This is a genomic window from Lactobacillus sp. UMNPBX1, assembly GCF_002554085.1.
In the GTDB taxonomy this organism is placed as follows: Bacteria; Bacillota; Bacilli; order Lactobacillales; family Lactobacillaceae; genus Lactobacillus; species Lactobacillus crispatus.
Map to the genome: position 1 here is coordinate 159,826 of NZ_PCZI01000001.1, position 13,547 is coordinate 173,372.

A 13,547-nucleotide genomic window follows, 5' to 3' on the forward strand; every position below is an offset into this window, starting at 1 on the left:
GAGGTTATTAATTATGTTTAATTTCTTTAAGAAAAAGAATAAGGGTATTGAAGTAGATGCGGTAGTTGATGGCGACATTATGCCAATTACTGATGTAAAAGACGATGTCTTCTCAACTAAGATGTTAGGTGATGGCTATGCTATCAAGCCTAAGGATAATCATATCTATGCACCAGTTGATGGTAGTATTTCCACACTTTTCCCAACTAAACATGCTATTGGTATCACGAATGACCAAGGTATTGAGTTTTTGATTCACTTGGGTCTTGATACTGTTGAACTAAAAGGTGCTCCGTTTACAGTGAATGTTAGTCAAGGCGATAAAGTTAAGAAAGGTCAACCCTTAGCCACAATGGATTTCCAAATGATTACAGACAAGGGATACGATGACAGCTGCATCGTTGTCTACACCAACATGGACCTGATTAAGTCAGTTACTCCGATTGAAAAAGGCAGTGTTGAACATTCCCAAAAAGTACAAACTATCGAACTTAAATAGTCAACTTTCCCCTCTCTCATGTAAAAATTTAACGACTATTTCTCTAGTTTTCGGCTTAGCTTCTACGTTGAAGCTAAGCTTTTTCTGTTAGAATGTTAATTAAGAAAGAAGGGCATTTATGAAAAGATATCGACCGAACACTAAGGCAGTCATTGTGGGTATAGTTTTGATGTTAATTGGTATAGCATGCTGGGTAATTAAGGCATCATTTATTCCTAAGGGAGCAGACTTCTTGTTTCCGATTGGCTTACTTGTGATTTGTCTTGGTGGATTAACTTTAACCATTACTGCGTTTATTGCTATGCGAAAAAATGATCTTGCAATGAGTGCTTATTTAAAAAAACAGGCAGCAGAAAAGAAAAAGCAAGAAAAGAGCAATAATTAAGCTTTTTAACAGTTTTTTACTATAATAAAATATAGATTGTTATTATATAAGCAAAAAGGAATTGAGGAAAAATGAATTTTAAGGATGTTTATGAAAAGGAACATGTAACGCGGAAGTTTACTAATAGAAAATTACAAGAAAAAACAATTGCTGGAATCGTTAAAATGGCACAGCAATCACCTTCATTGCTTAATTCTCAGCCATGGCGTGCATATGTTTTGATGGGGGATGCTTTAAGCAAGTTTAAGGCTGCTTCAGCTAAAAAGATTGATGATAAAGAAGCTGCACATGAAGATTTTGCTTCAATGCTATCACTAGACTGGGATACTTATCCAAGTCGTAATATGGCTACGATGGGTGCATCCCAAAGTTTCTTTTTCAGAAATAAGCTTCAATTATTTAATGATGCGAATAAAACAATGTTCAATGCACCAGCAATTATCTTTTTAACGGTTCCGAAGAAATCTCCAGCTTGGTCCGTTTTTGACTTAGGAATTTTTGCACAAAGTATCATGCTTTTAGCCATTAACCGTGGCTTAGGTGTGATGCCAGCTCATTCAATGGTTTCATACCCAGAATTGGTTAGAGAATATGCCCAAATTCCAGATGATGAAGCTGTCGGAATGGCAATTGCAGTTGGCTATATCGACAAGAATGCTGAAATTAATGATCCTAAATTTATTCCAAAGCGTGTACCGTTTAATGAAATTTACAAGGTGGTCGAATAAATTACAAAAACCGTTATCCCTTGTGTAAAACTGCACTATTTTAGGCAAGAAATGGTAAAATAGGTTTTAGTAATATATTTGTAAAAAAAGGTGATAATACTTTGAGTCCAGCTCAAATAGTAACTAATTTAGTTGCAACATTATTAATATTTATCGTTGCATCATTCTTTGTTGCTGCGGAATTTGCGTTAGTTCAAACTAGACCAAGTCAGCTCGAAGATATGCTTGCTAAGGGTCAAGGAAATAAGAAAAAGTTGCGTCGTGCTTTGCATATGACGCACAACTTGAATGAGTATTTGTCAACTACTCAGGTTGGTACCACTTTGGTTGGTGTAGTCTTGGGTTGGTTCTCGGCTGATACATTCGCAACCATCTTGGAAGATCTTTTCCATTTGACGCCAATGAATGAATCACTCATCAAGTCAGTTAGTGCAATCTTAGGCGTAGTTTTATTAACTTATTTGGAAGTTGTCTTAACTGAAGTTGTGCCTAAGAATATTGCGATTGACAAGCCAGTACCGATGATGATGGGGATCGTTACGCCACTTCATATTTTCCATACGCTTGTTTATCCATTCGTTTGGCTATTAAATACTAGCTCCAATGGAATCTTAAAATTGATGGGCTTTACTCCAGCTGATGAAGAAAATGAAGTTTATTCACAATCTGAAATCATCAAGTTGTCGCGTAATGCGGTTCATGGTGGTTCGCTTGATAAAGAAGACTTAACTTATATGGAAAGAGCCTTCGAATTAAACGATAAGGTTGCTAAGGACATCATGACTGACAGAACAAGATTGTCAGTACTTGATTCAACTGATACAATTGCCTATGCCTTGAAAAAATACTTGGAAGAAGGCTACAGTCGTTTTCCAGTTGTGCGTGATAATGATAAAGATGACGTTGTGGGTTATGTTTATGCGTACGACATTGTGCAACAAAGCCAAATTGATGGCAACGTACCAGTAACAAGAATTATTAGAACTATTATCACGGTACCTGAATCAATGCCAATTCAAGATATCTTGCACTTGATGATTTCTAAGCACACACCAATTGTCTTAGTAGTTGACGAATATGGTGGTACTAGTGGGATCGTTACTGATAAGGATATTTATGAAGAGCTTTTCGGTTCTGTTAAGGATGAAATTGATGATGTTTCAGATGATTACATTATCAAGGACAAGGATGGTCAAGTTCATGTTTCAGGTAAGACGACTTTATATGACTTTGAGCGTTTCTTCCATATAGATCTGAAGGCCTTTCAAGATAGCGATATTATTACCATTGGTGGTTACATGATGGAACATTATCCTAACTTGAAAAAGGGTGAATCAATTGAACTTGAAGGATATAAGTTTACCTTAGACAGTATCGAACAAGGCTTTATGCGCTGGTTTATCGTTGAACCGATTAAGGATAAAGATCAAAAAGGCGATCAATCAAAGGATGAAAATTAGAAATTATTCAGAGGAAGCGTTGAAAATGACGCTTTTTTTGTTTAAAGATGTTATAATTCTTTTTATTAGGAATAATATATGTAAATTGAATTGAAGGGTAGATTAAATGGCAAAAGGCGACAATATTGACCAAATTATAGATCACAAATTATTCACAGAAGATGACATTCATGAGATGTGCGTCCGTTTAGGTAAGCAATTAACTGAGGACTATGCTGGTAAAAAGCCGGTAGTTGTTGGGGCTTTGAAGGGTGCAATTTACTTCTTGACTGACTTAACTCGACAAATGGACGTAGCACAACAACTGGATTTTCTCGATGTTTCTAGTTATGGTGATGGCTTTGAGTCAACTGGTAAGGTCAAGATAGTATCAGATTTGGTAACTGACGTGAAGGATCGCGATGTTTTAATTGTCGAAGATATCGTTGATACGGGTTTAACTTTGAAATTCATGAAAGAACACATTATGGCACGTGGCGCTAAGAGCGTTAAGTGTTGTGCAATGCTAAATAAGGAAGCCAGAAGAACTACCGATGTTGAATTAGAATATTATGGTTCAAAGGTTGGCAATGAATTCGTAGTGGGTTATGGTTTGGACTTTTTAAATATGTATCGTAACCTTCCTTATGTTGGGGTATTGAAGCCAGAAGTTATTCAACATTACGCTAATAAATAAGGATGAAAATTAGATAAAGAATCAAGCGAGTGAGAATGATCACTCGCTTTTATTTACTGCTTTTGATAAAAAAATTCTATTAAAATATCAAATTAAATTTATTTTTTAGATTTAATATTGTGGTTATAATGTAGGCGGTTTAGTAAAAAGAACAAGTAAAGGAGTAGTTTTTATGACCAAACAAACTATTAAAGCTCAAGCAGATGGTCGCAATGGTCAAATTGATTTTGAGATTGATTTAGAAAACAATAAAATTAGCGATGTCAAAGTAACCAAGAATTCGGAAACTCCTGCAATTTTTAATCAAGCTTTTGGTAAATTAAAGAAAAATATTATTGATAATCAAAGTTTTGACGTGGACGCTGTTTCTGGGGCATCATTGATGACTCAAGCAATGCTAGATTCTGGTAAAAAAGCATTAGCCGAAAATAACATTGCTCTTGACGGAAAAAAGCCAGAAGTCGTACATGAAGAAAGGCAACTAAATGTTGATGTGGCTGTAATTGGCTCCGGTATGGCCGGGTTAATGGCGGCAAGTCGTGCTCTTTCGATGGGTAAAAAAGTAGTTGTACTTGAAAAAAATGGCTATTTAGGTGGAGCAACTATTTTAAATGGCTCAAATGTTGTAGGAACTGGCTCTAAAGTTTCTGCAGAATTATTTGGTGAAACGGCAAAGAAGGATTCGCCAAATAGACTAGTTCAAGATATTACTCGTGAATGCCGCGGTACCAATTATCCAATGTTGTCAAAGTTATTAGCTAACAATATTGGTAGGGCCGTAGACTTTATTACTGAATTTGCAAATTTGACTTATCAAAAAGCGGAAACCCAAACAGTTGAACATAGTGTAAATCGTCAAATTGAAATGCCTAGTGAAAGCTCATATGAATTAGTGACTAAGGTGGCTGAGGCATTTGAAAAAAAAGGCGGACAAATTATCTTAGATACCCGTGTTGAAAAGTTGAATAAAGATAAGGCTGGCAAACTGGTATCTTTAACCGCTGAAGGCAAGCACCAGACAATTAATGTCAATTTCAAGTCACTTGTTTTAGCTGCTGGTGGTTGGGGTGCACGTGATTATCAGGCTCATAAGACTGATATTCCATATTATGGTCCAATGACTTCAACTGGTGATTATTTTGATTTTGCCAAAAATATGAATTTGGTTACTCGTAACTTAGACTGGTATAAGGTATATCCACATGGATTGGAAGTTGAACCTGGTATTGCTAAGCTAACAACTTATTCAACTAAAGAAGCGACCGATATGGGGGCTATTTTTGTTAATACTGATGGTAAGAGAATAGTTAACGAATCTGCACCTTATACGCATTTTAGGGATGCGATTGCCGAACAAAAGGGTAAGGTAGCTTACATTGTCATGGATCAAAGAACCTGGGACCGTTTCTATGAATTAATGCTTAAGTATGGCTTTACCAAAGAAGAAGTTCAATCATTCTTTGATTTGGTTGGCGAGAAGAGTCCAGTTCTGGTCAAAGGCGACTTGAAGACCGTGGCAGAAAAAGCAGGCATCGATTATCAAACGCTAAAGGAAACTGTTGATAACTATACTGAAGATGTTAAAGCAGATTATGATCCTGAGTTTGGTAGAGACAAGAAGTTTATGCATGAGTTCGAAGGCGATACATATTATATAATTGAACAAAAACTTCTGTTCTGCACAACTTTGGGTGGATATGAAACTACTGATCAAATGCAGCTTCTTGACAATGATATGAATCCCGTAAGTAACTTCTATGCTGCAGGAGAAATTGTTGGTGGTGCTAATGGTCATGATTCAATGCCAAGTATGATGAATTCCTGGAGCTATGCTTCTGGTTTTGTTGCAGGTACGACTGCTGCGGATAATACCAATTATAATTATTCTACTGTTTCAAATGAACAAGAAGCAGATGCTGTATCAGGCGCCTCTGAAGCTTAATTTAAATACTGAAACTTGAAAGCACCAAAATCAAGCTCAAGTCCTGTCACTATTGAGCTTTTCTAGACGTAATTAGTTTTTATATGATCTGTTTCAGTGCAATTTGTATGAATCGTGGCAGTTGGTTAATAAAGTCATTGATTACTTCATCTATCTTTTCAAAACTATTCTGTTTAAGCTCTTTTAATTCTGAAATTAAGTAGACCAATGCATCTACGAATCTAATATCAGGTAAGGATTCGTTCATTAGATAGAATAAATCTCCGATTGTCTTATCATCTGTATTTTGTCTTTCCTGCCAGGCCAATAGATCATAAGTTATTGCTGTAACTGCGATATAGCCACATTGGCCGTCATAGCTTTGAGCTTGAGATTTATCTAGAGTAAGATATTGCTTAGACGTCTTAAAATATGTTTTAATTTGCCATCTACGACCATAGAGCTGGATGATTTCTTCAGGTCTAAGCTTTGTCTGAGTAGTAGCTAAAACCAAATACTTGTTCTTGTTTTCACGGTTGGAGACAAAGACGAGCTTTAATAAAAAGCTATGTCCATGATATTGAGCCTCAACTATGCTTGAATAAAGATAATGTTTCTTTTTACGGATGTTTGAAGCAGCCAATGAGCCGAGCTGCAATCAAGCATAATAGTTTTTGCCAGTTGATTCTTCCATCGTTAAGTACATTGCGAGCAGTTCTAACGGAAAAACGCTTGTCACTCTTAGCTCTGAATAAGGAAAGCCGAGCAAAGTGTACTGACATCAACCAAGAGATGATCATGGTTAATGAAACGGTAGATTTACGCTTAAAGTTGACTTGTTTAGTCAACTTAGCTAGACCAATTAGATTAATAAATGAAGAAATTAAGGATTTGGTATCGTTTTCTGTGTCGATTTGTTCTATACTGTTCATTGCGTAGGATTTTCAGGTTGACATTTAAAGTATAACGCAGAGAGATCCTGCGTTTTTATTTTTGATAAGAAAAAGCCAAGAGGCGCGGGGAAGGAGCGTTAATCTTAGCTTTCAAGTTTCAGTTTATTAATTAAAGCATGCAATTAAAAAGTTTAATGTGGATAACTATTTGCATTAAGCTTTTTTTATTTGGAGAACGAAACATAGTTATTTCATAACAATTTTGTTATGAAAGTATAGTGAAATTGATATTTGATACATCAACAGATGACGCACTAATATTAACTTGTGGATAAAATTAAACTTATTAGAGGTGTAAGCAATGAAGTCAGGAAAATATCAAGTAAAAGCTAAAGGTCATGGTTCCGAATCAATGCCAATGGAAGTTGACATTGATGGCGATAAAGTTACTTCAATCAAAGTAGATTCATCAGGTGAAACTAAGGGAGTAGCCGATGAAGTATTTAGACGTTTGCCTAAAACAATTGTGGAAAATCAAACTTTAAACGTTGATGCGGTCAGTGGCGCGACTATTTCCAGTCATGGTGTGATTGATGGCGTAGCCGAAGCAATTGATGAAGCAGGCGGCGATTCAACCGAATGGAAAAACCGTGAAAAGCCCGCTGCTACAAAGGTAGAAGATGAAGAAATTACTGTTGATGTAGCTGTAGTTGGTGCAGGTGGCGCTGGTCTAGCAGCTGCAGTTCGCTCAATTCAACATGGTGAAAGGGTGGCTGTTCTCGAAAAGTATCCACAGATCGGTGGTAATACTAGCCGTGCTGGTGGTCCAATGAATGCGGCTGAACCAGAATGGCAAAGTAAATTTAAGGCTCTTCCTGGTGAAAAACAGACTTTAGAAGACTTGGCTAATACGCCAATTGAACAAATTGATTTAGAATACCGCTTTGATTTTGAAAGATTACAAAGACAAATCAAAGAATATATTGATTCTGGTACAGATTATTTATTTGATTCGACTTTACTCCATGAAATTCAAACTTATTTAGGTGGTAAAAGAACAGATTTAAAGGGTAACGAAATTCATGGTAAATATGCTTTGGTACATGAACTGGTAACGAATGCTTTGAATTCTGTTAAATGGCTCCAAGATTTAGGTGTTAAATTTGATAATTCTCAAGTTACAGAACCAGTTGGTGGTCTGTGGCGTAGAGGCCATAAGCCAGTAGAACCATTAGGTTATGCATTCATTCATGTTTTGGGTGATTGGATAAGAGAGCATGGTGTCGACCCATATCTTGAAACTCGTGTTGAAAAACTAATTATTGAAGATGGCAAAGTACGCGGTGTAATTGCGACACGCGCTGATGGTAGTACTTTGACTGTGCATGCTAAGGCAGTAATTTTAACGGCAGGTGGCTTTGGTGCCAATACTAAGATGGTTCAAAAATACAATACCTATTGGCCAAACATTGCAGACGATAGTACAACAACTAATTCACCTGCAATTACTGGCGATGGGATTAACTTAGGTCTTGAAGCTGGTGCAGACTTATTCGGTATGGGCTTTATCCAATTAATGCCAGTAGCTGATCCAAAGACCGGTGAGCTTTTCACTGGTGTTGTAACTCCGCCTGCTAACTATATTATGGTTAACAAAAAGGGTAAGAGGTTTGTTAATGAATTTGCGGAACGGGATGTTTTGGCTAAGGCAGTTATCGAAAATGGTGGTTTGATTTATCAAATTGCGGACGATAAGATTAAGGACACTGCTTACAATACAACCCAAGAGTCACTTGATGCGCAAGTTAAGGCTGGAACCTTGTTTAGAGCTGATACGCTTGAAGATTTGGCAAAACAAATTGGAATGAATCCAGCAGTTTTGGTTAAAACTATCCAGGATTATAATTCTTACGTTGATCGTGGCGAGGATCCAGACTTCCATAAGAATGTATTAGGCCTCAAATGTGAAGTTGCACCATTCTATGCTACTCCGAGAAAGCCTGCTATTCACCACACTATGGGCGGCTTAGTAATTGATGCTAAGGCACATGTTTTGAATAAAGATGGTCAAATTATTGATGGCCTATATTCTGCTGGTGAAAATGCTGGTGGCATTCATGCTGGTAATCGTTTGGGTGGTAACTCCTTGGCAGATATTTTCACTTTTGGTCGAATTGCTGCCAATACTGCCTATGAAGATCATCAAGAAAATGATGCAACTAGCGGTGCTTCACAACATTAATAAATATATTTACTTAAACAAAAAGTCGCCCAAAATCGGCGGCTTTTTTCGTTAATTATTTTTCTTTTGCATGTAATAGTAAATTGGCAGTCCTAACAATGTTAAACCAATACCAATAATTGAAAGAACAAATTGATTGATAATTGTTGAGACAACGATGAAGATACCACTGATCACGGAAATAATTGGAATGATCGGATACCATGGAACCTTAAATGGACGTTTTAATTCTGGCTCACGCTTTCTCAAAATTATTACGGCAACTGACAACATTGTGTTGAAAGTCCACATAACGAAGACTAGCATGTCAGTTAAAACAGTAAAATTACCTAGTAGAATCATGACAATTGCAATAGCATCAACAATAAACGCGCCAACTACTGGAACACCGGTATGGATATTAGCCTTGCCAATTTTATTGGAGAATGGCAATAAATTGTCTTGAGCCAAGATATAAGGCGTGCGCATCCCTGTCAGCATGAATGCGTTAACCGCACCGTAAACAGAAATTAAAATTCCCACAGTGACTAGTTTTCCACCAAATTGACCAAACAATTTCATTGAAGCTTGAAACGCGGCATTATTGTTATTAGTTAATTGATCAATAGGTAAAACGGTCATGAAAGTATAATTGATTAAAACATAAATCAATGTAATTGCTGAAAGACCTAAAATAATTGCCCGTGAAAGGTCTTTTTCTGGATTTTTGACTTCGTTAGCCAAATTAGTCACTACAATCCAGCCTTCGAAGGCGAATAACGCAGAAAGTAACCCTTGACTAATGGCGGTTGGAAATGAATGTCCAGTGCCGACTGTTAACGGAATAATTGGTGCAGGTATTTTGGCAGGATTAAATAATCCCCAAATAATAATTAAAGCAATTGGAATGATTTTTAGGATAGTGATGACCGACTGCATTTTGCTAGAAAATTTAGTTCCGATTAGATTAATTCCTAAGAGAAAAAGCACTAGCAAGATAGCTATTAGGTTAGAATACCTCGCCTTAATTCCAAATAAGGAGACAAACTGAACGCCAAAAATTGAGCTTAGGGCACCAATTTGAGCTGGAAAATAAACAATCATTTGCGCCCAGCCAAAAAGAAAACCCCACACGCGGCCGTAAGTGTAATCAAGATACTTAATGGCACCATTAATTTTTAAGCTGGCGGCAATTTCTGAAATGGTCAAACCTGATGCAATTGAAATAATCCCAGCTAAAATCCATACAAACAGGGTCATTGAAGTGCTGCCAGTTTGTGCAGTAATTGTTCCGATCTTGAAAAATACGCCAGCTCCGATGACAGAACCGACTACGGTAGCCAATGCTTGGCCGAATGAGATTTGTCGTTTCATATTTATTTGTTGCCTTTCGTTTACATTATTTAAATTTTAGCACATCGACTAGAAATTTTTGTATTGATAGGCTTTTCGGTTAAAATAATTAAGGGAGGAATTTAGCCGATGAAAAGATTTCAGCATAAGTATACTTTGCCAGCGATTTTGACTTTATTAATTCTGGCGATTGCATTTCTTTTGATTGGCTTTTTCAATTTTAAGCGGCAAACAACTTTACCGCCAGATGCTAATTCAAGTGCGATTGGGATTGAGTTAAATCAAGATATTGACTATGTTGATTTACATAAATTGCAATCTAATGGCGTTTCCTTTATATATTTGAAAGCAACCCAAGGCAGATCATATTTTGATGAAAACTATCTGTCTTATCGCGACCAAATTTTAGGAACGAACTTGGCATTTGGTAGTGAGATTTCCTATAGCAATGAATCGACTCCGATGCAGCATTACCGCTACTTTTTTAAGCAAGTAGGACAAAATACGGGCTCGCTGCCAATTCTAATTGTACCGGCAGTGACTACTCGTTCAGCGAGATATTTGCGGTCAATGGGGCAGTTTGCGGCTTTATTGCAAGCAGCTGGCAAAAGAGTCATGGTAAAAGTTGATCATAAATATCAACATTACTTTAATCCGCAAACGTTATTTATGTCATCAGACAGTAAGGCACCGAATAAATTAAAGTATTCATTTTGGTGCTACACTACTAACGGACGCGTAAGGAATGTTTCAGGCTTAGAAAGCCAGGTAACGATGTACGCGTATAACGGGACCGTTGGTCAATATAAGCAAAAGTATGGGCAATTAACACAGTAATAATGTATCAAGAAAAAATCAAACAAGTTTTAATTAGAGAACACAAGGACCAGCCAACTTTAATTCAAAAAGAAAGCTATGATGCCATTCGCAATGGCGCGAGCCTGGTTGGATTGGCTAAGACAGGTACGGGTAAGACATTGGCTTATGCACTTCCTAGTTTGGAAAAAGCACAGCCAGGTAATGCTAACAGCGTGGTAATTATTGCGCCAACGACTGAATTAGCTGTACAAATTCGTCATGCAATTAATCCTTACATCCACGCTTTAGGATTAAAAGGCGTCAGCTTGGTTGGTGCTGGCAATAGAAAGAGACAAGAAGACAATCTGAAGAAAAAGCATCCTGAAGTGGTCGTAGCTACACCAGGCCGTTTTTTTGACTTCTTCTCAAGTGGTCGAATTAAAGTAAACCAGATCAAGACTTTGATTATTGATGAAGCCGATGATATTTTAGAATTTACTAAAATGGAATTGTTATCAGCATTAGGGCAAAATCTGGGTCCAGACAGTCAAATCTTATTATTTGGAGCAACAGATTCTGAGATTACACGGGATGCGGAGCAAGTTTTTAACCGTCATTTCTTGTTAGTAGATGTCAGAAATGAACAAGCTTCAGCGACTAAACATTATTTTTTGCAAGTAGACAATCAACACAAGATTGAATTTTTGCAGCGAATGACTAAGTTGGATCACTTTAAGGGAATTTTGTTCTTTGATTCAAATAAAACGATGATGCGCTTTGCTGGTATTTTTGGGCATACTAAGACTAAGTTCGAATTATTAGCTAATGAATTTGGTAAAGAACGCCGTGAAAAAGCCTTAAATGACCTAGCTACTGGTAAGACGAAATTGCTGCTAGCAACGGATTTGGCTGCGCGTGGGTTGGACATTCCAGGCCTTACCTATGTGATTAATTTTGATATTCCGAGCGAGACTAATACTTACATGCACCGGGCAGGAAGAACAGGTCGAATGAACGCTGAAGGTTATGTGGTTACCTTAGGCGATGATCACGATTTTCGTGATTTGAAGAAATTATTGGCAGATCAATTACAAATAGAGCGTGTCTACTTTGCAGGCTATCATTTAACAACTGAAAAGCCTAAACTCAAGAAGGAAAAGAAGCAGGCTAAAGAGCAGCCCATTAAGACTTCGACTAAGAAAAATAAAACTAAAAAACGCAAGAAACGTAATAAGAACAAGGGATATCATCCACATTACTTGAAAGGAAAGAAATGATTCGTTTAGTTAGATGGCTAGAGGACTATGTTTTGCCGCTAGCTAGTAGATGGGGTCAGATAAGATGGCTAGTTGCTTTACGGGATGCATTTGTCTCATTAATGCCAATTACAATGGCAGGATCATTAGCAGTTTTAATTAAGAGCTTAATTGAAGCAGCTCATGATCATCTAGGCTGGTATGCCTTTGCTTTTGCGATGCAGCCATTGGTAGCAATCAGTAATTTAGTTTGGCGAGGGACATTTTCATTATTTGCCTTTTTCTTAGCATTGGCTTTAGGCTATCAACTAGCAAAAGCTTTTGAAGGAAATAGACTTGCTGCTTCAATTGTGGCATTATCTTCTTTTGCACTAAGCATTGCCAATATAGCTAAGATTAAATTTCATGGTGATAATGTTACACTGCATAATGCATTTGACATTAGTCAGTTCTCAACTACTGGCCTCTTTACTGCTATTTTGTTTGGCTCATTAGGCTTTTTTATTTATTATGCTTGCTATAAAGCAAGGATTATGTTGCATGTGACATCGAACTTGCCCCATGCTGAACAAGCTGCTTTTGATTCTTTATTACCTGCAATGATTGCAATATTTGGTGTAGGTGGAATTAATTATTTGTTCCAAATTCTTACCGGTAAATATTTTGGAAATTGGTTGCTTACCACAATTCAAACTCCATTAGTAAAGTGGGGACAAGGCTTTGGTACGGTAATTGTCATTACTTTATTAGTGCAGTTATTTTGGTTTTTTGGAATTAATGGTATAGGGGTTCTATCACCAATTTTGGATTCAATTTGGATGACTGCTCAAAATGATAACATCACAGCGATTAGTAATGGAAATATTCCACCATATGTATGGGTACGTGGCTCATTTGATGTCTTTGCCTGGTTTGGCGGTGCTGGTGGAACCTTAATGCTAATTGTGGCGATTTTAATGTTTTCTAAACGCAGTGATTATCGCACAATTGCCAAAATCTCACTAGCTCCAGGAATTTTTAACATTGGCGAACCAATTCTCTTGGGCCTGCCTGTAGTGCTAAATCCAGTGTATCTAATTCCATTTGTATTAGCGCCACTAGTTAATGTTGCCTTTTCTTATTGGGTTAGCATTATGGGATTGGTTAATCCAGTTCAAGTGGCAGTACCTAGCATCATGCCACCAGTTATTGGCCCATTTCTGGCTTGCAATTATGATTGGCGTGCAATTGTTTTAAGCATTTTAAATATGATTGTTGCTTTGCTAATTTGGATGCCTTTTGTTAAAGCAGCTGATAAGATTGCTGATACCAACCATCCGAAAACATTTTTTAATCCACAATTCTAAAAAAAGGTTAA

At 37.1% G+C, this 13,547-nt stretch carries 11 protein-coding genes and 1 pseudogene; 10 read left to right on the plus strand and 2 right to left on the minus strand.

Annotated features, from left to right (window positions below):
- Positions 1–13: 13 nt before the first annotated feature.
- The 6 genes from CP352_RS00815 to CP352_RS00840 all read left to right on the plus strand — a co-directional run bounded on the left by CP352_RS00815 (position 14) and on the right by CP352_RS00840 (position 5,690).
- Positions 14–499: a PTS glucose transporter subunit IIA gene (locus CP352_RS00815; protein ID WP_005718553.1), complete on the plus strand. Its 486-nt coding sequence runs from the start codon at positions 14–16 to the stop codon at positions 497–499.
- 118 nt (positions 500–617) lie between these two features.
- Complete coding sequence (locus CP352_RS00820) at positions 618–884, plus strand: hypothetical protein (protein ID WP_005718555.1); 267 nt, start codon at positions 618–620, stop codon at positions 882–884.
- 71 nt (positions 885–955) lie between these two features.
- The gene (locus CP352_RS00825) at positions 956–1,612 is read left to right on the plus strand and encodes a nitroreductase (RefSeq protein ID WP_013086012.1); all 657 of its coding nucleotides are present in this window, start codon (positions 956–958) and stop codon (positions 1,610–1,612) included.
- A gap of 101 nt (positions 1,613–1,713) precedes the next feature.
- Positions 1,714–3,072: a hemolysin family protein gene (locus tag CP352_RS00830; RefSeq protein WP_089143543.1), complete on the plus strand. Its 1,359-nt coding sequence runs from the start codon at positions 1,714–1,716 to the stop codon at positions 3,070–3,072.
- Between the two features lie 106 nt (positions 3,073–3,178).
- Positions 3,179–3,748 carry a hypoxanthine phosphoribosyltransferase gene (gene hpt / locus CP352_RS00835; protein WP_089143542.1) on the plus strand — a complete coding sequence of 190 codons (570 nt, stop codon included), beginning with the start codon at positions 3,179–3,181 and terminating at the stop codon, positions 3,746–3,748.
- A gap of 172 nt (positions 3,749–3,920) precedes the next feature.
- The gene (locus tag CP352_RS00840; RefSeq protein ID WP_089143541.1) at positions 3,921–5,690 is read left to right on the plus strand and encodes an FAD-dependent oxidoreductase; all 1,770 of its coding nucleotides are present in this window, start codon (positions 3,921–3,923) and stop codon (positions 5,688–5,690) included.
- A 79-nt stretch (positions 5,691–5,769) separates the two neighbouring features.
- Here CP352_RS00840 and CP352_RS00845 read toward each other — a convergent pair.
- Positions 5,770–6,601, minus strand: a pseudogene (locus CP352_RS00845) (transposase).
- 322 nt (positions 6,602–6,923) lie between these two features.
- Between CP352_RS00845 and CP352_RS00850 the strand changes: the two are divergent.
- A complete protein-coding gene (locus CP352_RS00850; protein WP_089143540.1) occupies positions 6,924–8,804 on the plus strand; it encodes a flavocytochrome c in 1,881 nt (626 codons plus the stop codon).
- 51 nt (positions 8,805–8,855) lie between these two features.
- Here the strand turns inward: CP352_RS00850 and CP352_RS00855 are convergent, their stop codons facing one another.
- Positions 8,856–10,157 carry an APC family permease gene (locus CP352_RS00855; RefSeq protein ID WP_089147224.1) on the minus strand — a complete coding sequence of 434 codons (1,302 nt, stop codon included), beginning with the start codon at positions 10,155–10,157 and terminating at the stop codon, positions 8,856–8,858.
- Positions 10,158–10,265: 108 nt separating this feature from the next.
- Between CP352_RS00855 and CP352_RS00860 the strand changes: the two genes are divergently transcribed.
- Genes CP352_RS00860 through CP352_RS00870 form a run of 3 tightly spaced genes read left to right on the plus strand, consistent with a single transcriptional unit; the run spans position 10,266 to position 13,536 of the window.
- Entirely contained in the window at positions 10,266–10,973 is a 708-nt protein-coding gene (locus CP352_RS00860; protein ID WP_005724267.1) for a GH25 family lysozyme, read from the plus strand.
- A 2-nt stretch (positions 10,974–10,975) separates the two neighbouring features.
- On the plus strand, positions 10,976–12,211 hold the full coding sequence (locus tag CP352_RS00865; RefSeq protein WP_005718576.1) for a DEAD/DEAH box helicase: 1,236 nt from the start codon (positions 10,976–10,978) through the stop codon (positions 12,209–12,211).
- Positions 12,208–13,536 carry a PTS sugar transporter subunit IIC gene (locus CP352_RS00870; RefSeq protein WP_065988994.1) on the plus strand — a complete coding sequence of 443 codons (1,329 nt, stop codon included), beginning with the start codon at positions 12,208–12,210 and terminating at the stop codon, positions 13,534–13,536. The genes CP352_RS00865 and CP352_RS00870 overlap by 4 nt, the downstream gene beginning before the upstream one ends.
- Positions 13,537–13,547: the final 11 nt, after the last annotated feature.

Excerpts from the sequence above, each read along its gene's own strand:
- CP352_RS00820 (WP_005718555.1), top strand. The coding sequence starts at position 618 with ATGAAAAGATATCGACCGAACACTAAGGCAGTCATTGTGGGTATAGTT.
- CP352_RS00865 (WP_005718576.1), top strand. The coding sequence starts at position 10,976 with ATGTATCAAGAAAAAATCAAACAAGTTTTAATTAGAGAACACAAGGAC.
- CP352_RS00850 (WP_089143540.1), top strand. The coding sequence starts at position 6,924 with ATGAAGTCAGGAAAATATCAAGTAAAAGCTAAAGGTCATGGTTCCGAA.
- CP352_RS00870 (WP_065988994.1), top strand. The coding sequence starts at position 12,208 with ATGATTCGTTTAGTTAGATGGCTAGAGGACTATGTTTTGCCGCTAGCT.
- CP352_RS00825 (WP_013086012.1), top strand. The coding sequence starts at position 956 with ATGAATTTTAAGGATGTTTATGAAAAGGAACATGTAACGCGGAAGTTT.
- CP352_RS00840 (WP_089143541.1), top strand. The coding sequence starts at position 3,921 with ATGACCAAACAAACTATTAAAGCTCAAGCAGATGGTCGCAATGGTCAA.
- CP352_RS00860 (WP_005724267.1), top strand. The coding sequence starts at position 10,266 with ATGAAAAGATTTCAGCATAAGTATACTTTGCCAGCGATTTTGACTTTA.
- CP352_RS00815 (WP_005718553.1), top strand. The coding sequence starts at position 14 with ATGTTTAATTTCTTTAAGAAAAAGAATAAGGGTATTGAAGTAGATGCG.
- CP352_RS00855 (WP_089147224.1), bottom strand. The coding sequence starts at position 10,157 with ATGAAACGACAAATCTCATTCGGCCAAGCATTGGCTACCGTAGTCGGT.
- hpt (WP_089143542.1), top strand. The coding sequence starts at position 3,179 with ATGGCAAAAGGCGACAATATTGACCAAATTATAGATCACAAATTATTC.